The organism is Bradyrhizobium archetypum, assembly GCF_013114835.1.
GTDB classification, from domain to species: domain Bacteria; phylum Pseudomonadota; class Alphaproteobacteria; order Rhizobiales; family Xanthobacteraceae; genus Bradyrhizobium; species Bradyrhizobium archetypum.
In genome coordinates this window covers 110,706-137,135 of sequence record NZ_JAAVLW010000008.1, presented here as the reverse complement: position 1 = coordinate 137,135, position 26,430 = coordinate 110,706, and the positions used below count along the sequence as shown (strand labels likewise).

Below are 26,430 nucleotides of genomic sequence, written 5' to 3'. Positions count from 1 at the left end.
CTTCTCAAAAAACGCATCTGGTTGGATGGGGATTTGCTGAGCGGGATATCGTGCTTTAGGGGCCGAAAATCAAGCGCAACCCGCCCGGATTGATGTCGATTCGTGGCGGATCAGCCGCCCAGCATCCGGCTGACGATCCGGGCAGCATAATCCACCGTCGGAATCACCCGCGCATAATTCAGCCGGGTTGGCCCGATCACGCCGAGAACACCGACGATGCGGCCCGAAGCATCGCCATAAGGCGCAATGATGGTCGAGGAACCGGACAGCGAGAACAGCTTGTTCTCCGATCCGATGAAGATCCGCACGCCTTCGGCACGCTCGGCTCGACCCAGCAGATCGATCACGCCGCGCTTGGTCTCAAGATCGTCGAACAGCGACTTGACGCGCTCGAGATCTTCCAGCGCATGCAGATCTTCCAGCAAATTGGCGTGGCCACGGACGATCAATTGCCGTTCTTCGTGTTCGCCCCCCGACCAGCTCGCAATGCCCGCCTCGATCACCTTCTGCGTCAACTGATCGAGCTCGATGCGGCTCTGCGCCATCGCGGTTTCGAGCTCGAGGCGCGCTTCGGCCAGCGTTCGGCCGCGAATCCGCGCATTGAGGAAGTTGCTCGCTTCGGTCAGCGCCGACGAAGGCACCCCGGGCGGCAGCGTCAGCACGCGGTTTTCGACCTGGCCGTCTTCGCCGACCAGCACGACCAGCGCGCGCTCCGGCTCCAGACGGACGAATTCGATGTGTTTCAACCGCGAATTGGATTTGGCCGTCAGCACCACCGCGGCGGCCCGGGTCAAGCCGGAGAGCCGCGTCAACGCCTCGCCGAGCGCGGCTTCGACCGATTGCGCCCGCCCGACGGAGGCAAGCTGGCTCTGGATCGATTCCCGCTCCGGCTCGGTGAGATCGCCGACCTGCATCAGCGCGTCGACGAAGAAGCGTAAGCCGAGCTCGGTGGGAAGACGGCCTGCCGAGGTGTGGGGCGCGTAGATCAGGCCGAGCGCTTCGAGGTCCGACATCACGTTGCGGACCGACGCCGGCGACAACGGCACCGCGATCAGGCGCGAAACGTTGCGCGAGCCGACAGGCTCGCCGGTCGCGAGATAGCTCTCGACGATTTGCCGGAAAATGTCGCGCGAACGCTCGTTGAGCTGGGCAAGCCCCGCAGGCGGCGCGATCAGGCCGATCGGATCGTGGTGGGCCACTGTTAACTCCCTGATAGCCCCTAATTTGTCGTCCCAGTGGGCTGATGACAAGCGCGCTTTGCCCGCCAATTAAGCGGCCAAAAACCCTTGCCAAAACCCTTGCCGCTGCCCGCGCCCCCTCCTACAAGCACCGCAAACGAATTTTCGCTCGATTTTCGAAAGGATTTCCCATGCGGCCAAGCCGCCGTGCGCCCGATCAGTTGCGCCCCGTGTCGCTGGAACGCGGCGTCGTCAAATACGCCGAAGGTTCCTGCATGGTGAAATTCGGCGATACCCACGTGCTGGTCACTGCCACGCTGGAAGAACGACTGCCGCCCTGGCTGAAGGGCCAGGGCCGCGGCTGGGTCACCGCCGAATACGGCATGCTGCCGCGCGCCACGCTGGAACGCACCCGCCGCGAGGCCGCCGCCGGCAAGCAGGGCGGTCGCACCGTCGAGATCCAGCGACTGATCGGGCGTTCCTTGCGCGCGGCCGTCGACCTGGAGGCACTCGGCGAGCGCCAGATCACCGTCGATTGCGACGTGATCCAGGCCGATGGCGGCACGCGCACCGCCTCGATCACCGGCGCCTGGGTGGCGCTGGCCGACTGCATCTCCTGGATGAAGGGCCGCAACATGCTGAAGACCCACGTGCTGCGCGACAATGTCGCCGCGATCTCCTGCGGCATCTATCAGGGCACACCGGTGCTCGACCTCGATTATGCCGAGGATTCCGAGGCCGAGACCGATGCCAATTTCGTCATGACCGGCGACGGTCGCATCATCGAGGTGCAGGGCACCGCCGAAAAGACGCCGTTCTCGCAGGACGAGTTCCTCGCGCTGATGGAACTCGCGCGCAAGGGTGTCGCGCGCCTGGTGGACTTGCAGAAGCTGGCCGTCGCGTAGTCTGATCGCACATGCACCGTCGAATCACCGGCCGGCTCGTGATCGCGACCCACAATCCCGGCAAGCTTGCCGAGATGCAGGAACTGCTCGCGCCGCATGGCGTCGAGGTGATATCGGCGGGCGAACTCGGGCTCGTCGAGCCCGAGGAAACCGGCAACACGTTTCGGGCCAACGCAGCGATCAAGGCGATGGCGGCGGCGAAAACAACCCAGTTTCCGGCCTTTGCCGACGATTCCGGCCTCGTGGTTGATGCGCTCGACGGCGCGCCCGGGATTTATTCCGCGCGGTGGGCCGGCGAGGGCAAGGATTTCACGGCCGCGATGACGCGGATCGAGCGCCTGCTGCAGGAGCGCGGCGCAACCGCGCCGGAGCAACGAAAAGCGCATTTCGTGTCCGCGCTATGCGTCGCCTGGCCCGATGGCCATCTTGAGGAAGTCGAGGCGCGCGCCGACGGAACCTTGGTCTGGCCGCCGCGCGGCACCGCCGGTTTCGGCTATGATCCGATGTTCCTGCCTGATGGGCACACAAGGACCTTCGGCGAGATGACCTCGATCGAAAAGCACGGCCTGCCACCGATCGGGCTCGGGCTGTCGCACCGAGCCCGCGCCTTTGTGAAGCTGGCGGAGATCTGCCTTGGCTAGCGCTGAACGACATTACGCCAAGCGCGCAGCCTTCGGCGTCTATGTGCACTGGCCGTTCTGCCTGTCGAAATGTCCGTATTGCGATTTCAACAGCCACGTTCGCCACGCTCCCATCGACGAAGAGCGATTTGCCCGCGCCTTTGCGCGCGAGATCGAAACCACCGCTGCGCGGGCGCCGGGACGAACCGTCACATCGATCTTTCTCGGCGGGGGCACGCCGTCGCTGATGCAGCCAAACACCGTCGGCGCCGTTCTGGATGCGATCGGAAAACATTGGCGCGTCGCTGACAATGTCGAGGTCACGTTGGAGGCCAATCCGACCAGCGTCGAGGCGACCCGATTTCGCGGTTATCGCTCAGCCGGCGTCAATCGCGTCTCGCTTGGCGTACAGGCGCTCGACGATGCCTCGCTGAAGGCGCTGGGACGGCTGCACAGCGCGCGCGAGGCGCTCGATGCCGTTGCGATCGCCCGCACCGCGTTCGACCGCTATTCGTTCGATCTGATCTATGCCCGCCCCGACCAGACGCCGCAGATGTGGGCGGATGAATTGAAGCTCGCGATTTCCGAAGCCGCCGAACATCTCTCGCTCTACCAGCTCACGATCGAGGAAGGCACGCCGTTCTTCGGCCTGCATGCCGCGGGCAAATTGAAGACGCCGGACGAGACGGTTGCCCGCGCGCTCTACGACGTCACACAGGAAGTTTGCGCGCATCATGGCTTGCCGGCCTACGAGATTTCCAATCACGCGCGCGAAGGCGCGGAGTGCCAGCACAATCTCCTCTATTGGCGCGGCGAGGAATATGCCGGCATCGGCCCCGGCGCACACGGCCGTCTCGACATCGACGGTGCGCGATATGCCACCGCGACCGAGAAGCGCCCGGAGGCCTGGCTGATGCGCGTCGAGGCCAACGGCCACGGCGTCGTCAGCGATGACCACCTCAACAGCGAAGAACGCGCCGATGAATTCTTGCTGATGGGATTGCGTCTCGCCGAGGGCATCGATCCGCGCCGCTATGCCGCGCTCTCCGGCCGCGCGCTCGATCCGAGCCGGATCGCTCTTCTGCGCGACGAAGGAGCGATATCGGTCGAAGCCGATGGACGCCTGCGCGTGACGAAGGCCGGTTTCCCCGTGCTCGACGCCGTGGTGGCGGACCTCGCCGCGTAAAGACTTTGACCCATATCGCCGCGCTTATTCTGCGGCTTGTTTCCTATCGACCATCGACAGGACCGTCCGAGCGAGATCGGCGGGGAATCCACCAGATGGTCTGCCCCGCCGTTTCAAGCTCGGGTGCCGTAACCCCAGAGCACGCCAAGGCCGCGCATTCCAACCGCGTGGGCGCCGGAAATATCATAGGCGATCCCCGACCATCAGGGCTGCGAGACGATGAAAGACCATGCCTGGACAGAACATGGGCGAGCAGTTCGGGCTTGTGATCCAGCTCGCCGCCCGGCACCGAGCCATGGATGCCATCAAAATATCCGGCAACGTTCAGATGATCCAGGATTCGGGTTGCGAACGTCGCCCGTTTTGATGTCGCTAGATAGATTCGCAATCCCGCCCCCTTCATCTCTGCAAGGGATTGACCGATTCCCGGATAGGGCACGCTGCCGAGAAATCCGCTTTCACCGTAATGCTGACGATAGGCCGCCACGACTTCCCCGACCCTGCCGTCTCCATACGGCTGCAGCAGGACCTGCATGATGTCTTCGAGCGGAAGCCCGATGGCCCGTCTAATATCGACGGTTTCATCCGGTTGTCCAAGGGCGCGCAGCGCCGCAAGGCAGCTCGCCAAATACCGGGAAGCGAATCGACCAGGGTGCCGAGGTCCAGAAGAACCGAGCAAGTCATGGCGCGAGGATAGCTGCCGAACGCGAACGAGCACAAGCTCGCTTGGCTTAGGCTGGAAGTTACGTGAGAAGCGAATCCCACAAGCCCTACGCCGCGTCACTTGGCCTTGGAGGCAACGACAAGCTCAAGCCCTTCTCGATGTCCACCATCAGCTTGCCAGCCATCTCCTGCAATCGCTGGCGTTCCTGGTCGGGGAAATTGCGCGGCTGCATGTCGACTAAACAGAGGCATCCTATAGCCTCCCCGGATGACGTCCTAAGAGGCACTCCGGCATAGAAGCGGATGCCCTTTTCCAGTACGCGTGGATCATCCGCGAAACGCGGGTCCTCGGTGACGTCCTCGGAAACCAGCACATCGTTTGCGGCGATGACGTGAGCGTCCAGCGAGTTCTCGTGAGCATCGTTGACTTCCTGCGAGCCGGAATCGTTCAACGATACAAGCGCGATCGGGACCTCGAATGCCTGAGCGATCTTTCTGGAGGCGTGGTCAAGCTCCTGCCGCTGCACTGCGGTCAAACCGGCTCTGTGCAGCGGCGCAACCTGCGTCGGCTCCGTCTCGCTAACGACCTGGAGAGCCTCGCCGCGGGCTGCAGCACGGTGCGTCCATTCGGCAATCTGGTCGGTACAGGCTTGAAGCGACGCGAAAACTGCATCGGCCGCCGTCTGCCGCTTCAGCTCTTCGGTCTGCCCCGTCCCGGCTGCCAGATTCCAGCAACAGACAGCGAACTTCACATGAGGAGCGCGGCGGCGCAGTCGACGAAAGGCATATCGCGCGTACACTTGCGGCTGGGGGTGAAAATAGGACAGGCAAACTGCATCGATACCCTGAAGATCGAGCTGGCCCAACGCACCTTGGCTGACTGCGATCGGCGGCAGGACTTTGGCACTGAGACCACGCTCCTGAAGCACCTGCGCGATCATTTCCGCAGCGGCGTGATCGAGCTCGGTCCGTCCTGCAAGACAAAGGATGGATGGCCGCTCGGCGGTGAGATTTTCTTCGTCCGGAGCTTTTTCCCGGACATGGTCCTCGACCTCGCGCACAACGAAGACAGCGGTGTCTGCGACGAGCCGACGATAGTTTGTATCGCTGGTATTGCGCTGCCTGTCGTTCTCAGCAAGGCGAAGAGCGGGAATGGCTACATTATCGTAAAACTCGCGCGAGGAACATGCGTCGACATAGTCCTCTGCGATCTCCACCGCCTCTTCCACATTGCCGGCCAATAGCCGTTGGTAAAGCTGCTCCTCTGGCGCGAGTACCGGATCGCTGCCGAGAAGAATGCCCAGGAACTCCAACTGCGGGACATAGCGTCCGATCACGACGACGCAGACGGTGAGTGGCGTCGAAAGGAATAGCCCGACGGGACCCCACAACATCGTCCAGAAAATCGCGGCGATAATGATTGCCAATGATGAAAGGCCCGTGCTGGAGCCGTAGAGCCAGGGCTCGATGACGTTGTTGCTGATGAGTTCAGCCACCAGGAACAGGCCGACGACCCAGAACAGCATGGTCCAGCCTGGATCGACGGCAATCGCTAGGGCAATTGGGAACAGAGCGGCCAGGAAGGGACCGAGATAGGGGATGAAACGGAGAACCGCAGCGAGCAGCCCCCACAGAATCGCGTTCGGCACGCCCACGAAGTAGAGCGCGATGCCAATCGGTATTCCGTAAGTCAGATTGACGATGAGCTGCATCACCAGGTACCGACTGACGCGGGTGGCGGCGTCGTTGATGGCCTGCGTGCTTTTTTGAAGATCACCGGCCCCTGCAAGCTTGATGAAGCGGTCGCGCAGGTCCTCCCGCTCCAGCAGAACAAAGATGACAAAGATGACGACCAGCCCGGCCGTTGCCAGCGGCGCCAGCAAGGGGCCGACCACGGAGCGAATAAGTTCGAGGGGCCTGGGCTGTGGTGCCTCCAATCGGACAGTGACCGGCTCCTCGACCCTGGAACCAAGGCGGGGCTGCACTGGTTCGGACTTCTTGTTTCCGCCCGAGATCTCCTTGCCGAGATCTTCCACCGTTGTGGTCACCTTGCTGACGACGCTGCCGCCTGGCGCCGATTCCCGCAGTGAGTGGATCTTCTCGGTGATTGTGGTCTGATACTTCGGGAGATTGTCGGCAAGCTGGACAAGTTGACGCCCGATGACCAAAGCGACGCCTGTAACGACGACGAAGGCAAGCGATACAGCCATCAGCACTGCGGCGATGCGGGGCACCCTCCAACGCCGCAGCCAATTTACCATCGGTGTCAGAATAAAGCTCAGCAGGATGGCAAGGGCAAAAGGAACGAAGATTTCGCTGCCAAAATAGAGGGCTCCGATGGCCAGGACGATGCTGCCGGCCGTCAGGATCGGAGACGCTGCAGTTTGAACCGCTGGCAATCGCTGTGGCGATGCCGGATTCAGATCGGCCATTGGCGTTGGCCTTCCAAGTTGAACATGAGTTAACCCGGAATTAGCCGATCCGATCCAAACGAGTGTTCTGGGGTGCGCTCCATGGGCCCTGCCGGGAGCACGTGCCCCGCGCGTTACGACCGCAGCCCTGGCCCGGTCGCACGTCCCGCGCCGTACATTCCTGGCGGGTGGATGCTCCGAGGCGCAACGAACAGTAAGTTGCTTCGGCGAGTTGAGGTCGTATCCAGCGGCATGCGCGCTGTCACGTTTTGTCCCGTGGTGATCCCGAACTTTTGGCTAGAACTACGCCCCAAAACTCTTCGGCGAACCGGCAACCGGCGTGCTGCCGCCGCTGGCGACCTTCATCACTGCGAGGCCCCGCTCATTGGTGCCGTCGGAGCGGAAACGGAACAGCCCGTCGATACCGGCAAAGCCCGACGGGTTGGTCAGCGTCTCCGCCGCAAAGCGCTGGCTCCCCTGCTTCGACAACGCCGCGACCAGCGCCACCGCGTCATAGGCGAGCGTTGCGGTGCGCACGGGGTCTGCGCCGTATTTGGCACGGTAGCGGCCGGCGAAGGCGCGGAAGCCCGACGGATCCGGCGCGGCATAGAGCCCGCCCTGCAGCACGGAGCTCGCGTAAACGCGCGGATTGTCCCAAAGCCCGGTGCCGAGCAGCTGGATGTTGCGCAGGTTCGCCCCTGCCGCGGTCAGGGCATCGGCCGCCGCCACGACCGATTCGCCGTCATCGGCGATGAACAGCGCGTCGGCCGAGCCGAGCGATTGCGCCACCGTCCGCGCCGCACCGGCGCGATCGGCGGTGTATTTCTCGAAGGCGACGATGCGCCCCTTGCGGCCGACCGCCTGCTTGAACGCCGCTTCCACCACGTTGCCGTAGGCATTGTCCGGCAACAGCGCGGCGAAGGATCGCTTTCCGATGCTGGCGGAATAGTCGACGATCCGGTTGACGTCGGATTCGGGCAGGAAGCTAAGCAGATAGACGCCGCGCCCGGCCACGCTGGAATCGGTCGAGAACGCAATGACCGAAATGCCGCGCGCCCGCGTCAGTTGCGCGGTCGCCGGGACCGAGGCCGCGAACAGCGGTCCCAGGATGATTTCCACGCCCTCGCCGAGCGCCTGCTGGGTGACTTGTTGGGCGCCCTGCGGGCTGCCGCCGTCATCCTTGATCAGAAGCTGGATGTTCGGATTCTGAAATTCCGCCAGCGCCATCTCGGCCGCGTTCTTCATCGATTGCGCGGCGACGCCGGCGTTGCCGGCGGCCGAGAGTGGCAGGATCAGGCCTACCTTGACGCTGCCAGTGCCGACGGCGAGCGGCTGTTGCTGCGGGCCGGCCGGTCCGTCGGGTGCTGACGGGCCGAGCGGGTTGGAAACCTGGCCGCCGGAGCAGGCGCCGAGCAGGGGCGCGCCGAGGATAAGACCGACTGCCGTCCGCCGCGTCGGGCCTGACGGCCGCGAGTCCGGGGATCCAAGCTTGCGATTGAACGGGCCTTCCATTCTGTCTCTTCTCTTGACCGACCGCCGTCGGCCAGGATTTCGGCCTTCTGGGCCGAGGCACCTGAACCGCTACTGAACCCAATTGGGATTCTGCATATTGTCGAGAATTAGTTAACCAAAACAAAAGGATTACGGCCTCGCCGGCCGTGGCTCAACCTCCCGGAACTTCGGCTTTGCCGCCATCCGCCGGATATGGCGCTTGACCCAAGACCTCTCTAGATTGCCGATATGCGCGCAAAACCCAGTTCAAACTACGGCTCTGATACCGAACCGGGTTCGGCCGTGAGAACATTTTTGATTGGCGGTCACCTCCTGAACGCAACGAAGCCGGCGCCCGGCCTCTATCTAGTGGCAACCCCGATCGGCAATCTCGGCGACATCACGCTGCGCGCGCTGGAGACGCTGGCTGGCGTCGATATCATCGCCTGCGAGGACACCCGCATCACCCGCCGCCTGACCGAACGCTATGCGATCTCGGCGGAACTCAAGCCCTATCACGAGCACAATGCGGCGGTGGCGCGGCCGAAAATCCTGGAGCGGCTGGCGCAGGGCGCTTCCATCGCGCTGGTATCGGACGCCGGCACGCCGTTGATCTCGGATCCCGGCTTCAAGCTGGTGCGTGAAGTGTCTGCCGCCGGCCATGCCGTGATCGCGGTGCCCGGCGCATCCTCGGTGCTGGCGGCGCTATCCGTTGCGGCTCTCCCCACCGATCGCTTCTTCTTCGAGGGCTTTTTGCCGGCCAAGGAAGTCTCGCGGCGGATACGGCTCGCCGAACTGGCAAGGATCGACGCCACGCTCGTGATGTTCGAATCCGGCACCCGGGTGCAGGAGACACTCGCTGATCTTTCCGAGATCATGGCGGGCCGCGACGCCGCGATCTGCCGCGAACTGACAAAACTGCACGAGGACATCAAGCGCGCCCCCATCGCCGAATTGGCGAAGGCAGCCGATACGCTGGAAACCCGCGGCGAATTCGTGCTCGTCGTCGGTCCGCCACGCAAGGACGCCGACGTCATGACGCAGCATGATCTCGACGACTTGCTGCGTTCGTCGCTTTCCCGCGAAAGCGTCAAGGACAGCGTCGCGCATGCGGTCGAGCTTTCGGGGCGGCCGCGCCGCGAGGTCTATGCCCGGGCGCTGGAGCTCGCGAGAGAGGTCAGAGGCGGCGATGGCGAAAACTGATGGCACGTTGCCACCGGATGCCGTAGCAAAACTCGCCGCGCCCGAGCGGGTCGCAGCCTTTCGCACCGGACTCTCGGCCGAAAGCCGCGCTGCGGCCTATCTGATGGCGAAGGGCTATCGTATCCTGGCCAAACGCTTCCGCACGCCCTATGGCGAAATCGACCTGGTGGCAGGGAAGCGCAATCTCGTGGCCTTCATTGAGGTCAAGGCCCGTGCCAGCCTGGATGACGCCGCCTATGCCGTCACGCCACGCCAGCAGGGGCGCATCATCAATGCCGCCCAGGCCTGGCTGATGGCGCATCCCGAGCATGCCGAATTTGAGCTCCGATTTGACGCCGTGCTGATTGCGCCAAGGCGTCTGCCACGCCATCTGTTAGCGGCATTCGACGCCAGCGCCTGAGATTGTCATTTGGACGCGTTTTCTTAACGCGAACCGGTACCCACTTCGCTTGAAAACGCTATAACCCCCTCAACAAACCCGGATCCCACATGAAACTGAATGTCGCCGTCCAGATGGACCCCATCGCGCGTATCAACATCCGCGGCGATTCGACCTTTGCGCTGTTGCTCGAGGCGCAGAAGCGCGGCCACGGGATTTCCTACTACACTCCTGACAAGCTGTCGCTGCGCGGCGGGGAGCTGATAGCGCCGGTGCAACACCTCACCGTGCGCGATGAGATCGGCGACCACTTTACGCTCGGCGAGCCGAAGCGCGAGTCGCTCGAAGCCTTCGACGTCATCCTGTTGCGGCAGGACCCGCCGTTCGACCTCGCCTACATCACCTCGACCCATTTCCTGGAACGCATCCACCCGAAGACGCTGGTGGTGAACAACCCGGCTTCCGTGCGCAATGCGCCGGAAAAACTGTTCGTGATGAACTTTCCGCAGCTAATGCCGCCGACCTTGATCTCGCGCGACCTCGACGAAATCAATTCGTTCCGCGACCAGCACGGCGCGGTCGTGATGAAGCCCTTGCATGGCCATGGCGGTGCTGCCGTATTCCGCGTCATGCCGCAGGACATGAATTTCGGCTCACTGTTCGACATGTTCTCTGTCACGTTCCGCGAACCTTGGGTGATCCAACGCTTTCTCCCCGAGGTGAAGCACGGCGACAAGCGCATCATCCTGGTCGACGGCGAGTTCGCCGGCGCCGTCAACCGCGTGCCGGCGCCCGACGACCTCCGCTCCAATATGGTGCGCGGTGGCGCTGCGCAGGCCACCGAGCTTTCCCCGCGCGAGCGCGAGATCTGCGACACGCTGGGACCGGACTTACGCGAACGCGGATTGCTGTTCGTCGGCATCGACGTGATCGACGGCAACCTCACCGAGATCAACGTGACCTCGCCGACGGGCATCCGCGCCATCCAGCGCCTCAACGGCCCGGATGTCGCCGGCAAGATCTGGGACACGATCGAGAAGAAGCGCGGCGGAAAGTAATTTCCGCTTGCGGCCTCCGCCGAACTCATCCGCGCCCTTACGTGACGTGACTTCAGCCGGATAAGTCGGGCCGGACTGATTGGGCGCGCCGGCTGAATGGAACCGGCGAGGAGAGCCCGCGCGGTGCTGCGGCGTCGCCGACGGTAGCTTGCCGGATTGAGTGCGCTAGCGCCGATCCTATATTCCACCATCATGCGGCCATGCTTTGGGCAAGACTGCACGAAGCACTGCCGGATTGGCTGGCCGGCCACCTTCGGATGACATTGGACGAAAAGGGAAACGCCAATGAACTCCACCCCACCTCCGAAAGACACTGAAAGTCGCGATCCCGAGGTCGCGAGCGCCGATGAACGGCTCACGCACGCGCGCGAACAGATCAAGCACGCGGATGAGCAGCTTGCGCGCTTGACCGAGCAGGTTGCAAAAATGGAACGCGATGCCGCGGCTCCGGCCCGGCCAACCGTGCAATCTTCACGACCTGGCCCGCCGTCACCGGAAAAAAGGCCGGCGCTCCGGACCCTCGTTGCCCTGCCCCTGGCGGCGTGCATCATTGTCGCTGCCTTGGTATTGCAATCGTCCTATGGCGACGGGGCCAAGCTGGTTATCGCCTGGTGGTCGCCGCAGCCGGTTTCATCTCCATCAACGCCGCCGGAAAATTCGCCAATTCCAGCGCCGCCCGATTCATCAACCGTTCCCGATTCATCAACCGTTCAAGTGGCCGTGGCGGAGACGGTACCACCGCCGCAAGCAGCGCCGCCACAAGAATCACCACCGCAAGAAGCACCACCGCAGGCACCAGCTTTGGCTCAGGCCGCGCCGCCGCAAGACGCCGCGCCGCCGACTGCCGCGGCGCCTGCCGATCAGACACAGTTGCTGCAAACGATTGCGCGCGACCTTGCGAATCTGGAGCGGAACATCGAACAGCTCAAGACGAACCAGCAACAAATGGCGAGTGACAATTCAAAAGCCATTGGCGAGCTCAGGGCGACCCAGGAAGAGATGAAACGCGCGCTCGCAAAAGTTTCCGAGCAGACCCCACCCAAGGCATCACCAGCGCCTCCGACGCGGCCGGTCCCGACCTTCCGCAAGCCAGAGCGGTCGCCGCCGCAAGCGAGGTCGCGGCCTCGATACCCGAGGGAGTGGATGTACGACGATGACTATTGGTAGCCCTCGGCGCTGATGCGCCGTCAAATGACGCCGCACCCGCGTCATCGCATTTTCACATCCCTGTTGTGCCGTCTCCGCCCACTTGCGAATTTCGGCAGGCGGGCGCAGCCTGTCGCGGCGGATGAATCTGTCCGGGCACGTACTGCAATACATAAAATTAGTGGAGGAAGAGGCATGACGACGAATCTTTCGCGACGGTCTTTGCTTGCGCTCGGCGCAGGACTCGGTGTGGGTCTTGGCGTCTCAACCATGCTCGGCGGCAGCGCGCTGGCCAAGGCGCCGAAGCTCGGCACGCAGACGCCCTACTGGCACCGCTTCATCCTCGGCGACGCTGAAGTCACCGTGGTTTCCGACGGCCCGCTGCCGCTCGGCGATCCCTCCGGCACCTTCACCGGCGTGCCGAAGGAAGAAGTGAAGAAGATGCTCTCCGACAACTTCCTCAACCCCGACAATGTCGTGCTCGAGCAGAACTCGCCGATCGTGAACGCCGGCGACAAGCTGATCCTGTTCGATACCGGCATGGGCACTTCGAAGGCGTTCGGCCCGACCACCGGCCAGCAGCAGAAGAACATGATGGCAGCCGGCATCAAGCCGACCGATATCGACGCGGTGGTGTGCTCGCACGCCCATATCGATCACATCGGCGGCCTTGTCGGCGCCGACGACAAGCCGCTATTCCCGAATGCGCAGGTCTACATCGCCCAGAGTGATTTCGATTTCTGGACCGATGAAGGCAAGCTCGGCAGCCCCTTGAAGGATTTCGTGCTCCATGCCCGCAAGAACCTGATGCCGGTGCGCGACCGCATCGTGTTCATCAAGGACAACCAGGAATTTCTGCCCGGCGTCACCGCGCTCGCAGCTCCCGGCCACACCGTCGGCCACACCATTTTCATGGTGAGCTCGAAGGGCAAGTCCTTCTGCTTCCTCGGCGACCTCTCGCACCATGCGGTGCTCTTGCTCGAGAAGCCGCGCATGGAATTCTCCTACGACACTGATCCGAAGCAGGCGGCTTCCTCGCGGGTGAAGATGCTGGATATGCTCGCCGCCAACAAAATTCCGGTGATGTCCTATCACTTCGCCTGGCCGGGCTACGGCCATGTCGCCAGGAACGGCGACGGGTTCAGATATTATCCCGAGCCGATGAACATGCAGCTCTGAGATCGAGGCTGCGGGGGCTGGCCGTCGGTCAGCCCCGTAATATCAATGTGCCAACGCTCGTGCGTGCGGCACCGGCGCTTGTTCGAGATCGCCTCTCGAACCGGCGCATCTTAGGAACCATCACGGATCGGCGAAATTGGTTTTTCCTTACGCGAGGAAGCACCATGAAACTCATCGCGATCGTGCTGTGCGCACTGCTCGGAAGTTACGCCTTCGCCCTGGCGCAGGGCTCACCCAGCGGGCGGGGATCCACGACCGGCGATCCCGCCGCCAGTTCGGCCAACCCCCGTGCCGCGCCTGATACAACCACCGGGGCGAACGTCTCCAACCCGAGCGGTAGCGGAACTTCCACCTCAGGCGGGAAGGACGACAACAGCGACCGGGGCCGAGACAAGATGCCCGAAAGCGATATGAGCGTCAGGCCACAGGACCAAGCGCCCAAGTCGAAATAAGATATGCTCCCATCTCGGCCGCTTGGCAGCCAGTTTGGAGGCCCGGCAAATGACCAAAGACATGGTGATAATCGGCGCCGGAATGCTCGTCCTCTGCTTGGTCGTATGGAGCTTCCGGGGGACGCCTGAGAAAGTGAGCCCTGCAAGGACCGAGGCAGCGCGCGTTCTCGCCGACGATCCGGCGCTGAAACATGTTTCCGAAGAGAGCCCGTACATGCGAACGGAGCGCTAGGCGCGTCAGGCGCGAGCCGCAGCACATTGACGATCCGGGATCGGACGGGGTGAGCGCTGCATGCCTGTATATTGAGTTGGACAGACTTTTTTGCCTTCTGTTCCCTGAATGTTCTTGACTTACCCTCCGGTTCCCCGCTACCTTCGATTGCGTCACGAGGGGCAGCATGGTTCAGCGGGTATCTACCGTCGCCTTTGAGGGAATCGAAGCCCGCACGGTCGACGTGCAGGTGCAGGTCGCACCGGGATTGCCGGCCTTTGCGATCGTCGGCCTGCCCGACAAGGCGGTATCGGAGGCGCGGGAGCGGGTGCGCTCGGCGCTGATCGCCTCGGGCCTGGCGCTGCCCGCGCGCCGCATTACCGTCAATCTTGCGCCGGCCGATCTGCCGAAGGAAGGCAGCCATTATGATCTCCCGATCGCGCTTGGGCTGATGGCAGCGATCGGCGCGATCCCGCCGGATGCGCTCAACGGCTTTACCGTGCTCGGCGAGCTCGGGCTCGACGGCTCGATCGCACCCGTCGCGGGCGTGTTGCCGGCCGCGATCGGCGCAAACGCGCGCGAGGAGGGCCTGATCTGTCCGGCGGCATGCGGAACGGAAGCCGCCTGGGCGAGCCCGGACATCCAGATCATCGCGGCCAAGTCGCTGATCCAGATCGCCAACCATTTTAAAGGCACGCAGGTGCTGTCGCGCCCGCAGCCGAAAGTGCACGAGCCGGAGGCGACGCATCTCGATCTGCGCGACATCAAGGGCCAGGAGAGCGCGAAACGCGCGCTGGAGATCGCCGCCGCCGGCGGGCATCACCTGCTGATGATGGGCTCGCCTGGCGCGGGCAAATCGATGCTGGCGGCGCGGCTGCCCTCGATCCTGCCGCCGCTGTCGCCGTCAGAACTTCTGGAAGTCTCGATGATCGCTTCCGTCGCCGGCGAAATCCGCGACGGCGCCTTGACGGCGCGGCGGCCGTTCCGCGCGCCGCACCATTCCGCCAGCATGGCCGCGCTGACCGGCGGCGGCATGCGTGCCAAACCCGGCGAGATTTCGCTGGCGCATCAAGGCGTGCTGTTTCTCGACGAACTGCCGGAGTTCGATCCGCGCGTGCTGGATTCGCTGCGTCAGCCGCTGGAGAACGGCGAGGTCTCGGTGTCCCGCGCCAACCACCGCGTCACCTATCCAGCGCGCTTCATGCTGGTCGCCGCGATGAATCCGTGCCGCTGCGGCCACGCCTATGAGCCCGGCTATTCCTGCAAGCGCGCGCCGCTCGACCGCTGCACCGCGGATTACCAGATGCGTATCTCGGGCCCCTTGATGGACCGGATCGATCTGCGCATCGAGGTGCCGGCGGTGACTGCGGCCGACCTGATCCTGCCGCCGCCGTCCGAAGGCTCGGCCGAAGTCGCCGCCCGCGTCGCCGCTGCGCGTGATATCCAGCTTGCGCGCTATGCGGCGGCCGACATGCCGCAGATCCGCACCAATGCCGAAGCGCCGGCCGCGCTTTTGGAAACGATCGCTCAAGCCGACGCGCAGGGGCAAAAACTGTTACGCGACGCGGCCGAAACCATGAAGCTGACGGCGCGCGGCTATCACCGCGTACTCCGCGTCGCCCGCACGCTCGCCGATCTCGATGGCGCAGAACAGATCGGCCGCTTGCATCTGGCGGAGGCGCTTTCTTATCGCGCGCTGGCGGAAGATTTGAGACGGGCGGCGTAGTTATTGGCTCACCGGTCTCGGTACCGCAGGCCGCGGATCAGCTCCTCCAGGTATGGCAGGACTTCGAACAGTGCGGTCAGGATCAACATCGCGGCGATGTAGGTCAGGGGCAGCGGCGATTGCTTCAGCGTGAACGAGAAGTCCGGCGTTCCCTGGCCGAACAACGCAGCGAACGCCGGCCAGTGAAGCGCGATGACGAGCAGCAATCCCGTCAACGGCAGCATCTCCAGGAAGCTGTGAACGTGCTGCTCGGTCGGCGAGACCTCGCGCCTTGCCGACGCGTAGCGGACATCCCAGATGGCGGTGGCTTCGTGCAGAATAAGGAACGCGATCATGATGAGGATCACGCCCGAGGTGATTTCGAGGAAAAGCGCGGCCAGCACCGGAACGGCCATCTCCGCGAACTGGGCAAGGTGCAGGATCGATTCCCGCCAGCCGCTGGTCTTTTCGATGTGGCTGGCGCGATGACAGAGATAATCGGCAAAGCCGGCGACCAGCCAAAGCGGCAGGATAAAATACATCAACATCCCGCGCAGCACCTCGTCGGCCCCCATGGCGACCTCCCGTGATAGCCCGACGGGATAAATTGCAACGCTCGGACAAGTTCCTGCGCATCACTGCGAGCTCGTGTGCAATTTTCTTTTGCGCAATTTGCACAGGAGACCGCAGGCGCGGCGCGCACCCGGTCTTCCCTCTCACTCCCTCACGCGCGTCAAGAGCGCAAGGCCCGCGAGGAAGAACACCACCAGGAGTGCCATGCCGGCCTTCTGGCTCGCGGTCACGGCGGTGATCGCGCCGATCAGCAGCGGACCGATGAAAGACGTCACCTTCCCCGTCAGCGCGAACAATCCAAAATACTGCGCGATGCGATCCCTCGGCGCGAGACGGATCAGCAGCGTGCGCGACGCCGCCTGCAACGGGCCGCCGGCCGCGCCGATCAGGCAGCCGAGCACGAGATAGGCGCGCTCGGCCGCGCCGGAGAACAGGGCGCCGCCGAGCGCGGGCGGCGCGACTGGCACGAACAGGATCGAATCCTTGTCGACCAAAAGGATTGCCGCGAGCGCAAGCAACAGGATCAACAAGCTGCCGGCGATGACGCGCTTGGGTCCGAGCCTGTCGTCGAGCTTGCCGCCGAGCCATGCACCCAAGGTGCCCGCGATTGCCAGCAGAATTCCAAACGTCCCGATCTGGATCGTATGCCAGCCGAAGGTGCCCGCAGCGTAGATGCCGCCGAACGCAAACAGCGACACCAGCCCGTCGGTGTAGATCATGTTGGCGAGCAGGAATGTTGCCAGCGATCGCTGCTTCGGCAGTTCGCCGAGCGTCCGCTTGAGCTCGCCCAGTCCTTCGCGCAACGCCGCGCGGATCGGACGCCGAGCCGGATAATCCGGCGTGAGCAGAAACATCGGCGTTACGAAAATGATGAACCAGATTCCGGTCAAGGGACCGGTGATGCGATCGCCTTGGTGCGTGACGGGATCGAGACCGAGCAATGGCGCCAGACCGAACAGGGTGCGGCCGGTGTCCGGGCTCGCGGCGAGGAAGCCGAGCACCAGGATGAGGCTGAGGATGCCGCCAACATAGCCAGTCGCCCACCCGGTGCCGGATAACCGCCCAATTCGGTCCGGCGGCACCAGCGTCGGCATCATCGCGTTGTTGAAGACGGTGGCGAATTCGACGCCCACGCTGGCAATTGCGTAGGCGAGCAGCAGCGGCGGGATGACGCTCGCGTCGCCGGGCTTGCCGAACCACATCAGGCAGGAACCGATCACCAGCAGCGATCCGAAGCCGGCGATCCACGGCTTGCGGCGGCCGCTGGCGTCGGCGATGGCACCGAGCACCGGCGACAGCAACGCGATCATCAGGCCGGCGGCTGCGGTGGCAAACCCCCACAGCGCCTGTCCCCTCGCCGGATCCGGCGCGACGAAGCCCGCGAAATAGGGCGCGAACACGAAGGTGGTGATCAGCGTGAAATAGGGCTGTGCAGCCCAATCGAAGAATATCCAGCTAATAACGGCGGCGCGGCGCGGATATTGCCGCGGTATTTCGACTTCGGATGCCTCGGAAGCGATCACCGTCATGTGAGGAATTTTCCTTCGAACGCCTCGCCAGGCATTTTGCCCGCCGAGTCCAAACCCATATAGCATGCGGCACTGGCGCTTGCGGCCTGTTGCCAAGCGTCACACAGGGCTTCTCAACTGCGGCGGATTTTCGATGGCGGTCTTTGCAATCCGGTGGCGCCGAGTAGTCGCCACATTCGTTCTTGCATTTGCCTTCACTGCGACCGCTCTTGCCCAGGAACGCCGCTCCTACGCGCCACCCGATCTCGCAACCGTCCGCGCCATTGCGGCCGAGCATGGCATGGTGGTGGCGCAGGAACGGCTCGCCGCGCAGGTCGGCGCCGACATCCTGAGGCAGGGCGGCAACGCGGTCGATGCCGCGGTCGCCACCGGCTTTGCGCTTGCCGTCACCTATCCCCGCGCCGGAAATATCGGCGGCGGCGGCTTCATGGTGATCCATTCAACCGAGCGAAAGGAAGACGTCGCCATCGACTATCGCGAGACGGCGCCGGCTGCGACCACGCGCGATATTTTTCTGGGGCCTGACGGCAAGCCCGACACCGACAAATCGCGCAACTCCGCGCTCAGCATCGGCGTGCCCGGCACGGTGGCTGGCCTGACGCTGGCGCTGGCGAAATACGGCTCGGGCCGCTTTACGCTGGCGCAAATCCTCAAGCCTGCCATCGAACTGGCGCGCGACGGCTTTGTCGTCACCGACGACATGGCCGACACGCTGTCGGACATGTATCGCCGGATGGCGCGCTGGCAGAATGCGACTGGAACGCTCTCCCGTACGGACGGCACGCCATTGCAGGAGGGCGACCGGTTGATCCAGGCCGATCTCGCGGGCACCCTGTCGGCGATCGCTGAACAGGGACCGCGCGGTTTTTACGAGGGGCCGGTCGCCGAGCGGCTGGCAGCGGCCGTCCGCGATGCCGGCGGCATCATGACGGTTGACGATCTCAAATCCTACGAGGCGGTGATCCGCAGTCCCGTGCGCGGTAGCTATCGCGGCTACGACATCGTGTCGATGCCGCTGCCGTCCTCCGGCGGTACGGTATTGCTGCAGTCGCTGAACATCCTCGAAGGGTTTGCGATATCGGACATGAAGCATGGCTCCGCGGATTCGCTGCACCTGATGATCGAGGCGATGAAGCGCGCCTATGCCGACCGCGCGCGCTATCTCGGTGATCCCGCGTTCGTCAACGCGCCCGTCAACGTGCTGACCACCAAGGAATATGCGGCCAGGCAACGCGCCGGCATCGATCCAGCGCGCGCAACGCCAGCGGGCGATGTACTGGCGGTGAGCCCGCGCGAGGGCAGCAACACCACGCATTATTCGGTCGTTGATGCTACCGGCAACGCGGTCAGCAATACCTACACGCTGAATTTTCCCTATGGTGTCGGCCTGGTCGCTGCGGGCGCCGGCGTGCTGCTCAACAACGAGCTCGACGATTTCACCGCCGCGCCCGGCGCATCGAACGCGTTCGGGCTCGTCGGTTTCGAAGCCAACCTGCCCGGTCCCGGAAAGCGGCCGTTGTCGTCGATGTCGCCGACTATCGTGCTGAAGGACGGCAAGCCGGTTCTGGTGACGGGCTCGCCGGGCGGCAGCCGCATCATTTCGGCGGTGCTGCAGGTCGTGATCGACGTGCTCGACTACAAGATGGATGTCGCCGCTGCTGTCGCGGCTCCACGGGTCCATCATCAATGGCTGCCCGATGAAGTGCGCGTGGAACGCGGCTTTCCCGACGCGCTGCTGGCCGAGCTGAAAGCGAAAGGCCACAAGGTGGTCGAGCCGCTCGGCCAGACCTCGGCCAACTCGATCGCGGTCACACCGGGCGGCCTGTTCGGCGCCCCCGATCCGCGAACGAGAGGTGCGGCAGCGGCGGGGCATTAGGAGCAATCTGGACGGTGGAAAGGTCCCCCTCGTGGGGTGGGAGCAGTTCGTTCGTGTGTCCATAACTGGAGGCCCTCGTCATGACATCGCTCAAGAACAAAACGCTGTTCATTTCGGGCGCCAGCCGCGGCATCGGGCTGGCGATTGCGCTGCGGGCCGCGCGTGACGGGGCCAATGTCGCGATTGCGGCGAAGACCGCGGAGCCGCATCCGAAACTCAAGGGCACCATCTACACCGCGGCGGAGGAGATTCGTGCCGCCGGCGGCAAGGCGTTGCCGGTACTCTGCGACATCCGCGACGAGGCGCAGGTGATCGCGGCGGTCGAGCAGACCGTTGCCGAATTCGGCGGCGTCGATATCTGCGTCAACAATGCCAGCGCCATCAGCCTGACCAATTCGCAGGCAACCGACATGAAGCGATTCGACCTGATGATGGGCATCAACACCCGCGGCACCTTCATGGTGTCGAAATATTGCATCCCGCATCTGAAGAAAGCCGCCAACCCGCATATCCTGATGCTGTCGCCGCCGCTCGACATGAAGGCAAAATGGTTCGAGCTTCGACGGCCTACACTATGGCGAAGTTCGGCATGAGCATGTGCGTGCTGGGCCTGTCGGGCGAGCTGAAATCCGCCGGCATCGCAGTCAACGCGCTGTGGCCGCGCACCACCATCGCGACCGCCGCCGTCGGCAACCTGCTCGGCGGCGAGGCGATGATGCGCGCGAGCCGGACGCCCGAGATCATGGGCGATGCGGCGCACGCGATCCTGACCAGGCCGTCGCGCGAATTCACCGGCCAGTTCTGCATCGACGATAAGGTGCTGTACGCCTCGGGCGTCCGGGATTTCGAGCACTACCGCGTCGATCCTTCGGTGCCGCTGATGTCGGATTTCTTCGTCCCCGATGACGACGTGCCGCCGCCCGGCGTTACCGTGCAGGCGTTGCCATCGGTGGCTGTGGCACAGACCTCGCGCTAGAATGACGCATGCGCCTAGCGCCCGATCACATACGGTCCGCCCTTTTCCAGCGCGCGCGCATAGGCCGGGCGGGAATGGATGCGTTCGAGAAACGCCATCGCGCTCGGATGCCCCTGCTCCAATCCGGCGCGTGCCGCGGCGGCCTCCAGCGGGAAGCTCATCTGGATGTCGGCACCGGTGAACTCGCTGCCGGCGAACCATTCGCTCTTGCCGAGTTCGGCTTCCCAGTAATCCATGTGCTGCTTGAGCTGCGGGTTGACCAGCGTGGTCAGCGCCTGGTTGGAAACCTTGCGCACCAGCGGCCGCAGCAAGGCCGGCGTGCGCTTCGGCATCAGCGTGAACAAGAGCTTCAGGAGCAGCGGCGACATCGCCGAGCCCTCCGCATAGTGCAGCCAATAGGTGTAGCGCAGGCGTTCCGGCGTGTTCGGCGGCGGGATCAGGCGGCCATTGCCATAGGTGCCGATGATGTATTCACAGACCGCGCCCGACTCGGCGATGGTGTTGCCGTTGTCGGTAATGACGGGCGATTTACCAAGGGGGTGAATGTCGCGCAGCTCCTTGGGCGCCCGCATGTCCGGCTGGCGCTGATAGCGGACGATCTCATAGTCAACACCGAGCTCTTCGAGCAGCCACAGCACGCGCTGGGAGCGGGAATTGTTGAGATGATGAACCGTCAGCATGGCGTCCCCTTCAATTGGCGCGCCGTTGGTGCCAGCCGGACGAAAAAAAGTCGAGACGGCCGTGATATTTTACCCGGGCGATATTGACAGTCTAATTTATCCGGGTAAATATAGACTTCTGGAAAATCAGCGTTATCTCCAATGGTTGACAACATCCGCCCTCACTTCACGGCCTTCATCGGCCCGCAGCGCCTCGCGGCAGGCTCGCTCGCCGAGGTCGCGATTGCGGTCATGAATGCCTCCCAAAGGCCCGCGGCGCCGCCGATCATCATCTTCGCTGACGCCACCGGTCAGCCAATCGACCTCGACCTGCGCGGCACGGAGCGCGACGTCATTGCACGTCTGCCGCAGCCGGCCCCCTACGACCCCGACGCCGCGGCCAATCAGGCTGCGTCGACCGAGCCGCGCGGACGCGGGCGCCCAAAACTTGGCGTGGTAGCGCGCGAGGTGACGTTATTGCCGCGCCATTGGGAATGGCTTGGGGCGCAGCCCGGCGGGGCATCCGTGGCGCTGCGCAAGCTCGTCGAGGAGGCGCGGCGCGCCAATGGCGATGCGGATCGCGTCCGCGCCGCAAGGGATGCCGCCTATCGCTTCATGTCCGTGATGGCCGGCAACCTCGCCGGCTTCGAGGAAGCGTCGCGGGCATTGTTCGCCGACGACCGGCGGCGCTTCGCCGGTCTGATCGCCGGCTGGCCGGACGATATCCGCGACCACGTGGTCAAGCTCGCCTTCAGCGATCGCGCCGAGCCATAGGCGCTTTCGTCGTCGGCGTACAATATTACGGCCGTCATAGTACGATGGACGCCCTGGCGGCCTTGCGTCACAATACGCCAAAACATCCAAGGAGGCTGCCGTGAGCACAAATCCGCAATTCCTGTTCGATGTCGGCAGCCCCAATGCCTTCCTAAGCCACGAAGCGATTCCGGCGATCGAAAAACGTACCGGTGTGAAGTTCGAATATGTGCCGATCCTGCTCGGCGGCATCTTCAAGGCCACCAACAACAAGTCGCCCGCTGAAACGCTAGCCGGCATCAAGAACAAGCGCGAATTCCACGCGCTGGAGACCGAGCGCTTCCTGAAGCGTTTTGGCGTCAAGCCCTATGTCTGGAACCCGTTCTTCCCGGTCAACACGCTGAACCTGATGCGCGCGGCGGTGGCCGCCCAGTTCGAGGGCGTGTTCGAGCAATATGTCGAGGCCGCCTTCCACCACATGTGGGTCGAGCCGAAGAAAATGGATGACCCCGACATCGCGGCCAAGGCGCTGGCCTCGTCAGGGCTTGATGCCACGAGGCTGCTGGCCCGCGCGCAGGACGCCGACGTGAAGTCCAGGCTGATCGAGAATACGCAAAACGCCGTCGACCGCGGCGCGTTCGGTTCGCCGACGTTTTTCGTTGGCAAGGAAATGTTCTTTGGCAAGGAACAGCTTCGCGACGTCGAGGAAATGGTCTCGGGGCAATAGCCGGCGGGATTCGACTGTTTGGGGGAGAGTGGTAAAGAAGCGAATAGCGAATGGTTAGGCTAGATGAGCCCGTCGGCAATTTCCCTGCGCTATTCGCCCAACTCCAAAACCAACAACAAGAGGAAGTTGATCCATGCGTATTCTCGTGGTCGGCGCCGGCGCTATCGGCGGCTATTTCGGCGGCAGGCTGCTTCAGGCTGGAAACGACGTGACATTCCTGGTCCGGCCGAGGCGCGCTTCCGAACTGGCGAGCGCGGGCCTCGTGATCAAGAGCTCGGCCGGCGATGTGACGCTCAAGAACCCGCCGACGGTGCAAGCGGACAAGCTCACTGAAAAATTCGACGTCGTGTTGTTGAGCTGCAAGGCGTTCGACCTCGAAGACGCGATCAGGTCCTTTGCCCCTGCGGTCGGGCCCCAAACCTCGATAATTCCGCTGCTCAACGGCATGCTGCACCTCAACGTGCTGGACCAGAAATTCGGCGCTGACCGCGTGCTCGGCGGCCTCTGCGCGATCGCGGTGACGCTTAACGAAGCCCGCGAGGTGGTCCAGCTCGCGCCGATGCAGTCGCTCAATTTCGGCGAACGCGACGGCTCGATGTCTGAACGGGTGCGTGCGATCGCAACAGTGTTCGACAGCGGCAAGTTCGGTGCTGTCGCCAGCGAACACATCCTGCGGGACATGTGGGAGAAGTGGGTGTTCCTCGCCTCGCTTGCGGCGTCGACCAGCCTGATGCGCACTTCGGTCGGCAACATCCTGGCGGTCGCCGGGGGCAAGGATTTTCTGCTCGGCATGCTCGATGAATGCAGCGCGATTGCAAAGGCATCCGGTTATGAGCCGAGCGGCCCGTTCTTCCAGCGCACCGCCGGCCTGTTGACGACCGAGGGCTCGCCGATGACCGCCTCGATGTTCCGCGACATCAAGGCCGGCCTGCCGGTCGAGGCCGACCACGTGATCGGCGATCTCGTCGCGCGCGCCGACGCCGCCAAGATTCCGGTACCGAAGCTGCGCATCGCCTATACCCACCTCAAGGCGTATGAGATGCAGCGGGGTTAGATGCGGTCGCACACCGCGAACGGATCTCGACCTGCGATCCGGAAGACGAGACGACCGCGCTATCTCGTTCGCTTTACGGTGAGGTATGCGGTGCCGCTATTGTTGCGGTAAAGCAGGTCATAGAGACCCGGAATGCCGATCACGGCGTCGTTGACGAAGACGAACAGTTCTTCCTTGCCATTCGGCGCAATCGTGGGGGTGATATTGAACTGGATCGTGTCATCGTAAGGATCGGGCTCGTAGGAGCGCTCTTCGCCGCCAACATGCCCGAAGCGCAGCACGATGCGAAACCAGTCCTTGGATAGTTCCCGCCGCAACGGCAGAAACAGCGAAAGGTACACACGCTCGAACCAAGCCGGCCTATCCTTGGCGGAGAAGCCTCCGACCGGAGTGCCGATGCGAGCGACGCCATTGAACCATCGCTCACCTGGCTGGACGCTCACATGATAGCGCCCGCGATGCTCGAGCAGGATGCCTGTTGCCTTGCACAGGTCCGACGTCTTGAATTCGACACGTCTCGTCTGGTCTAGTTCGAGCACTGTGGCCGCTGGATCTGCATCACCGTGGACGCAAGTATACCCCGCCACGTCCAGCGCTTCGTACAAGAGGTGGCTCACCAACGCCAATCCGAGATACAAGAACGTTATCGCGAAGAACGCCGGTGCGATCGTACGTTTCAGATTGTCGTGGAAGCCCATGTAATGCGAGTTACTGCGGAGACGATAGATCCAGTTCTCTGGCAGGCCCGACGGTGCTCCCGAGCTCCTTCGCCAGATCGAAGCCATCAAATTCGATGTATGACCTGCAATTCGCGAAGACGCGTACAGCAAACCGGCAACCAATCCAGCCAAGGCCAGGAACCAACCCGGCGCGCGTGCATAACCATCGATCCACGTCGATGCAAAGCGTGGAAGGAATCCGCCGACAAGGCGGACAAAGTCGGATACCCAGCGGATCGGGCTGGTATATTCATCATAGCGTTGCGCGGCGCTGACCAGCGGAAACAGTACTAGCCACAGCGTCGCGCCGACGGTGGCAAAATAGACGATGCGGCGCTTCCAGACCTCGTTCCAAACATGTTCTTGGGCCAGGGCGCGCTCCGCTGCAGCAACGCTGGTTTCAAACGGCTTTGTAGCGGGCGCAATCTTGAACTTGTCGGGCGATACGATCTCGCCATCGTCCTTGACGATGCGATAATACGGCGGAAGACCAACCGGCGCGTAGGCATGCGCGTTGTTTTCGATGCGTCTGAAAACGCTTTCGTGAATTTTGGCGAGTCCCACGCCCACCTCGTCGTCCTCCTGCTTCGTGGTCTCCGGATACAGGAACGGAACCAGCTTGCGCGGCCCGTAGCGGTAGTAGCCACCGAGGCCCTTGCGTGGATCGTAGAGTCGTCCATCCTTGTCCCGCTTCGAAATCGCGTTCTTGAAAGTGTCGGGATCGGCGATCATCAGGTCGGGACTTGGCGGCTCGTTCGCATAGTCCGACTTGAACCTCAGGCCGCATCGTTTCGCCTCGGTAATCATCCAGACGAACGGAATGTAAGCGAGCGCATCGTCGGGATAGCCGCCGCCGACATTGGTGTGCACGCCGGCGAACCAGACCTGACTGATACGTTCGTTCTTGATGAAGCGCCGCCCTTCGGCATCGGACGCGGCGAGATCGCCATTGACGCCGGGGGTTTCGTCCCAGAGCTGCGGATGGAAGGTAGTGCGCTCCTCGTCGAGCGCCAGCGCCTGGCAGGCTCGCATGACACGAGGTGAGAGACGATTGTTCGGTAATTCAATCGGCCAGATATATTGATGAATCCCGCGCGTCATCTCGTCGACGGGCATGCCGTAGGCGGCAACAGTGTCCCAGACACCGATAAACCTGATCTTGACGTTCCTGCGAGCCTCTTTCGGAGGATAGTCTGGGCCGAACTTGTTGCGGATCCACTGATAGGGCGCTTCAAACTTCAGATGATGGTAACGGGCCCTCCGATAGGCGCGGTAGGCCGCGCTGGCAAGACTATGGAGTTCGACTTCATTGTCGGCCTTTACGAGACCCTGACTGTCGATCAGCCCCATCACGATCCGGATCGTGAAAGCGCCGCGACTGAAGCCGAAGCCGAATAGCTCGTCGTCGTCGTTGCGATAGTTGCGGCAGGCAAATTTGTAGAGGGCGATCACGTTGCGCCGCAGGCCAAGACCGAACGCGCCGCCTAGGATCGCGATTGGCTTGAACGACGAGGTGCCGACACCGTCGTCGTAAAACGCGACTTGGTCGTTGTTTGAAAGGTCCAGCGCCTCGAACGTGCGCCAGACATTGGTTCGCCAGACTTTCGCTGAAGAGTTACCGGTGCCATCGGATAGAAGAATAATTTTTCGGCCCATGAAATTGCCCCGCCGGGTGATGAGACGACTCTACAATCTCTGGTCTCGGAGCTTTACACACGCCCCTCGAACGAAAAGAGAGCTGGATCACATCGGGGAATCAAACGACAACAAGGCCGCC

At 63.2% G+C, this 26,430-nt stretch carries 23 protein-coding genes and 1 pseudogene; 16 read left to right on the top strand and 8 right to left on the bottom strand.

What is annotated here, in order from left to right; all coding sequences use genetic code 11:
• Positions 1 to 110 precede the first annotated feature (110 nt).
• The gene (gene hrcA, locus HCN50_RS25970) at positions 111 to 1,199 is read right to left on the bottom strand and encodes a heat-inducible transcriptional repressor HrcA (RefSeq protein ID WP_171712738.1); all 1,089 of its coding nucleotides are present in this window, start codon (positions 1,197 to 1,199) and stop codon (positions 111 to 113) included.
• Between the two features lie 170 nt (positions 1,200 to 1,369).
• Here hrcA and rph point away from each other — a divergent pair, with 170 nt between their 5' ends.
• From rph to hemW, 3 genes are read left to right on the top strand one after another with little or no spacing between them, the layout of a single operon-like run.
• Positions 1,370 to 2,083 carry a ribonuclease PH gene (rph, locus tag HCN50_RS25965; RefSeq protein WP_171712737.1) on the top strand — a complete coding sequence of 238 codons (714 nt, stop codon included), beginning with the start codon at positions 1,370 to 1,372 and terminating at the stop codon, positions 2,081 to 2,083.
• Positions 2,084 to 2,094: 11 nt separating this feature from the next.
• Positions 2,095 to 2,724 carry an RdgB/HAM1 family non-canonical purine NTP pyrophosphatase gene (rdgB, locus tag HCN50_RS25960; RefSeq protein ID WP_171712736.1) on the top strand — a complete coding sequence of 210 codons (630 nt, stop codon included), beginning with the start codon at positions 2,095 to 2,097 and terminating at the stop codon, positions 2,722 to 2,724.
• Entirely contained in the window at positions 2,717 to 3,889 is a 1,173-nt protein-coding gene (gene hemW / locus HCN50_RS25955) for a radical SAM family heme chaperone HemW (RefSeq protein WP_171712735.1), read from the top strand. Before rdgB ends, hemW begins: the two co-directional genes overlap by 8 nt.
• Before the next feature lie 43 nt (positions 3,890 to 3,932).
• On the opposite strand, the gene HCN50_RS25950 is transcribed toward hemW, so the two are convergent.
• The 3 genes from HCN50_RS25950 to HCN50_RS25940 form a co-directional block, all read right to left on the bottom strand.
• Positions 3,933 to 4,424: an HAD family hydrolase gene (locus tag HCN50_RS25950; protein ID WP_311968221.1), complete on the bottom strand. Its 492-nt coding sequence runs from the start codon at positions 4,422 to 4,424 to the stop codon at positions 3,933 to 3,935.
• A gap of 235 nt (positions 4,425 to 4,659) precedes the next feature.
• Complete coding sequence (locus HCN50_RS25945) at positions 4,660 to 6,984, bottom strand: AI-2E family transporter (RefSeq protein WP_171712734.1); 2,325 nt, start codon at positions 6,982 to 6,984, stop codon at positions 4,660 to 4,662.
• A gap of 282 nt (positions 6,985 to 7,266) precedes the next feature.
• A complete protein-coding gene (locus tag HCN50_RS25940; RefSeq protein ID WP_171712733.1) occupies positions 7,267 to 8,475 on the bottom strand; it encodes a penicillin-binding protein activator in 1,209 nt (402 codons plus the stop codon).
• A gap of 228 nt (positions 8,476 to 8,703) precedes the next feature.
• Between HCN50_RS25940 and rsmI the strand changes: the two genes are divergently transcribed.
• The 8 genes from rsmI to HCN50_RS25900 all read left to right on the top strand — a co-directional run bounded on the left by rsmI (position 8,704) and on the right by HCN50_RS25900 (position 15,808).
• Complete coding sequence (gene rsmI / locus HCN50_RS25935; protein WP_171712732.1) at positions 8,704 to 9,657, top strand: 16S rRNA (cytidine(1402)-2'-O)-methyltransferase; 954 nt, start codon at positions 8,704 to 8,706, stop codon at positions 9,655 to 9,657.
• Positions 9,644 to 10,057, top strand: a complete 414-nt coding sequence (locus HCN50_RS25930) for a YraN family protein (RefSeq protein WP_171712731.1) — start codon at positions 9,644 to 9,646, stop codon at positions 10,055 to 10,057. The genes rsmI and HCN50_RS25930 overlap by 14 nt, the downstream gene beginning before the upstream one ends.
• A gap of 89 nt (positions 10,058 to 10,146) precedes the next feature.
• Positions 10,147 to 11,094: a glutathione synthase gene (gshB, locus tag HCN50_RS25925; protein ID WP_171712730.1), complete on the top strand. Its 948-nt coding sequence runs from the start codon at positions 10,147 to 10,149 to the stop codon at positions 11,092 to 11,094.
• 285 nt (positions 11,095 to 11,379) lie between these two features.
• Positions 11,380 to 12,261, top strand: coding sequence for a hypothetical protein (locus HCN50_RS25920; RefSeq protein ID WP_171712729.1), 882 nt, complete (start codon positions 11,380 to 11,382; stop codon positions 12,259 to 12,261).
• 174 nt (positions 12,262 to 12,435) lie between these two features.
• Positions 12,436 to 13,419, top strand: a complete 984-nt coding sequence (locus HCN50_RS25915) for an MBL fold metallo-hydrolase (protein WP_171712728.1) — start codon at positions 12,436 to 12,438, stop codon at positions 13,417 to 13,419.
• Between the two features lie 164 nt (positions 13,420 to 13,583).
• Positions 13,584 to 13,871 (top strand): hypothetical protein, encoded by a 288-nt coding sequence (locus HCN50_RS25910; protein ID WP_171712727.1) that lies wholly within the window; start codon positions 13,584 to 13,586, stop codon positions 13,869 to 13,871.
• Between the two features lie 49 nt (positions 13,872 to 13,920).
• Positions 13,921 to 14,103 (top strand): hypothetical protein, encoded by a 183-nt coding sequence (locus HCN50_RS25905; protein WP_171712726.1) that lies wholly within the window; start codon positions 13,921 to 13,923, stop codon positions 14,101 to 14,103.
• Between the two features lie 166 nt (positions 14,104 to 14,269).
• Entirely contained in the window at positions 14,270 to 15,808 is a 1,539-nt protein-coding gene (locus tag HCN50_RS25900) for a YifB family Mg chelatase-like AAA ATPase (RefSeq protein ID WP_171712725.1), read from the top strand.
• Positions 15,809 to 15,816: 8 nt separating this feature from the next.
• Here the strand turns inward: HCN50_RS25900 and HCN50_RS25895 are convergent, their stop codons facing one another.
• Positions 15,817 to 16,362 (bottom strand): hypothetical protein, encoded by a 546-nt coding sequence (locus HCN50_RS25895; RefSeq protein WP_235977214.1) that lies wholly within the window; start codon positions 16,360 to 16,362, stop codon positions 15,817 to 15,819.
• A gap of 141 nt (positions 16,363 to 16,503) precedes the next feature.
• Positions 16,504 to 17,889 carry an MFS transporter gene (locus HCN50_RS25890; protein ID WP_171712724.1) on the bottom strand — a complete coding sequence of 462 codons (1,386 nt, stop codon included), beginning with the start codon at positions 17,887 to 17,889 and terminating at the stop codon, positions 16,504 to 16,506.
• A gap of 133 nt (positions 17,890 to 18,022) precedes the next feature.
• Between HCN50_RS25890 and ggt the strand changes: the two genes are divergently transcribed.
• Both ggt and HCN50_RS25880 read left to right on the top strand, forming a co-directional pair.
• Positions 18,023 to 19,765 (top strand): gamma-glutamyltransferase, encoded by a 1,743-nt coding sequence (ggt, locus tag HCN50_RS25885; RefSeq protein WP_171712723.1) that lies wholly within the window; start codon positions 18,023 to 18,025, stop codon positions 19,763 to 19,765.
• Between the two features lie 80 nt (positions 19,766 to 19,845).
• Positions 19,846 to 20,741 (top strand): annotated as a pseudogene (locus tag HCN50_RS25880) (SDR family oxidoreductase).
• A 14-nt stretch (positions 20,742 to 20,755) separates the two neighbouring features.
• Here HCN50_RS25880 and HCN50_RS25875 read toward each other — a convergent pair.
• Positions 20,756 to 21,421 carry a glutathione S-transferase family protein gene (locus HCN50_RS25875; RefSeq protein WP_171712722.1) on the bottom strand — a complete coding sequence of 222 codons (666 nt, stop codon included), beginning with the start codon at positions 21,419 to 21,421 and terminating at the stop codon, positions 20,756 to 20,758.
• Between the two features lie 141 nt (positions 21,422 to 21,562).
• Here HCN50_RS25875 and HCN50_RS25870 point away from each other — a divergent pair, with 141 nt between their 5' ends.
• The 3 genes from HCN50_RS25870 (at position 21,563) to panE (ending at position 23,934) form a co-directional block, all read left to right on the top strand.
• On the top strand, positions 21,563 to 22,174 hold the full coding sequence (locus tag HCN50_RS25870) for a DUF2239 family protein (RefSeq protein ID WP_171712721.1): 612 nt from the start codon (positions 21,563 to 21,565) through the stop codon (positions 22,172 to 22,174).
• A gap of 100 nt (positions 22,175 to 22,274) precedes the next feature.
• Entirely contained in the window at positions 22,275 to 22,880 is a 606-nt protein-coding gene (locus tag HCN50_RS25865) for a 2-hydroxychromene-2-carboxylate isomerase (RefSeq protein WP_171712720.1), read from the top strand.
• A 133-nt stretch (positions 22,881 to 23,013) separates the two neighbouring features.
• Entirely contained in the window at positions 23,014 to 23,934 is a 921-nt protein-coding gene (panE, locus tag HCN50_RS25860; RefSeq protein WP_171712719.1) for a 2-dehydropantoate 2-reductase, read from the top strand.
• Positions 23,935 to 23,993: 59 nt separating this feature from the next.
• Here the strand turns inward: panE and HCN50_RS25855 are convergent, their stop codons facing one another.
• Positions 23,994 to 26,309, bottom strand: a complete 2,316-nt coding sequence (locus HCN50_RS25855) for a T6SS phospholipase effector Tle1-like catalytic domain-containing protein (RefSeq protein WP_171712718.1) — start codon at positions 26,307 to 26,309, stop codon at positions 23,994 to 23,996.
• Positions 26,310 to 26,430 lie beyond the last annotated feature (121 nt).

Coding starts and splice junctions, on each gene's coding strand:
- rph (WP_171712737.1), top strand. CDS start 1,370: ATGCGGCCAAGCCGCCGTGCGCCCGATCAGTTGCGCCCCGTGTCGCTG.
- rdgB (WP_171712736.1), top strand. CDS start 2,095: ATGCACCGTCGAATCACCGGCCGGCTCGTGATCGCGACCCACAATCCC.
- HCN50_RS25950 (WP_311968221.1), bottom strand. CDS start 4,424: ATGCAGGTCCTGCTGCAGCCGTATGGAGACGGCAGGGTCGGGGAAGTC.
- HCN50_RS25945 (WP_171712734.1), bottom strand. CDS start 6,984: ATGGCCGATCTGAATCCGGCATCGCCACAGCGATTGCCAGCGGTTCAA.
- HCN50_RS25940 (WP_171712733.1), bottom strand. CDS start 8,475: ATGGAAGGCCCGTTCAATCGCAAGCTTGGATCCCCGGACTCGCGGCCG.
- rsmI (WP_171712732.1), top strand. CDS start 8,704: ATGCGCGCAAAACCCAGTTCAAACTACGGCTCTGATACCGAACCGGGT.
- HCN50_RS25930 (WP_171712731.1), top strand. CDS start 9,644: ATGGCGAAAACTGATGGCACGTTGCCACCGGATGCCGTAGCAAAACTC.
- gshB (WP_171712730.1), top strand. CDS start 10,147: ATGAAACTGAATGTCGCCGTCCAGATGGACCCCATCGCGCGTATCAAC.
- HCN50_RS25920 (WP_171712729.1), top strand. CDS start 11,380: ATGAACTCCACCCCACCTCCGAAAGACACTGAAAGTCGCGATCCCGAG.
- HCN50_RS25915 (WP_171712728.1), top strand. CDS start 12,436: ATGACGACGAATCTTTCGCGACGGTCTTTGCTTGCGCTCGGCGCAGGA.
- HCN50_RS25910 (WP_171712727.1), top strand. CDS start 13,584: ATGAAACTCATCGCGATCGTGCTGTGCGCACTGCTCGGAAGTTACGCC.
- HCN50_RS25905 (WP_171712726.1), top strand. CDS start 13,921: ATGACCAAAGACATGGTGATAATCGGCGCCGGAATGCTCGTCCTCTGC.
- HCN50_RS25900 (WP_171712725.1), top strand. CDS start 14,270: ATGGTTCAGCGGGTATCTACCGTCGCCTTTGAGGGAATCGAAGCCCGC.
- HCN50_RS25895 (WP_235977214.1), bottom strand. CDS start 16,362: ATGGGGGCCGACGAGGTGCTGCGCGGGATGTTGATGTATTTTATCCTG.
- HCN50_RS25890 (WP_171712724.1), bottom strand. CDS start 17,889: ATGACGGTGATCGCTTCCGAGGCATCCGAAGTCGAAATACCGCGGCAA.
- ggt (WP_171712723.1), top strand. CDS start 18,023: ATGGCGGTCTTTGCAATCCGGTGGCGCCGAGTAGTCGCCACATTCGTT.
- HCN50_RS25875 (WP_171712722.1), bottom strand. CDS start 21,421: ATGCTGACGGTTCATCATCTCAACAATTCCCGCTCCCAGCGCGTGCTG.
- HCN50_RS25870 (WP_171712721.1), top strand. CDS start 21,563: ATGGTTGACAACATCCGCCCTCACTTCACGGCCTTCATCGGCCCGCAG.
- panE (WP_171712719.1), top strand. CDS start 23,014: ATGCGTATTCTCGTGGTCGGCGCCGGCGCTATCGGCGGCTATTTCGGC.
- HCN50_RS25855 (WP_171712718.1), bottom strand. CDS start 26,309: ATGGGCCGAAAAATTATTCTTCTATCCGATGGCACCGGTAACTCTTCA.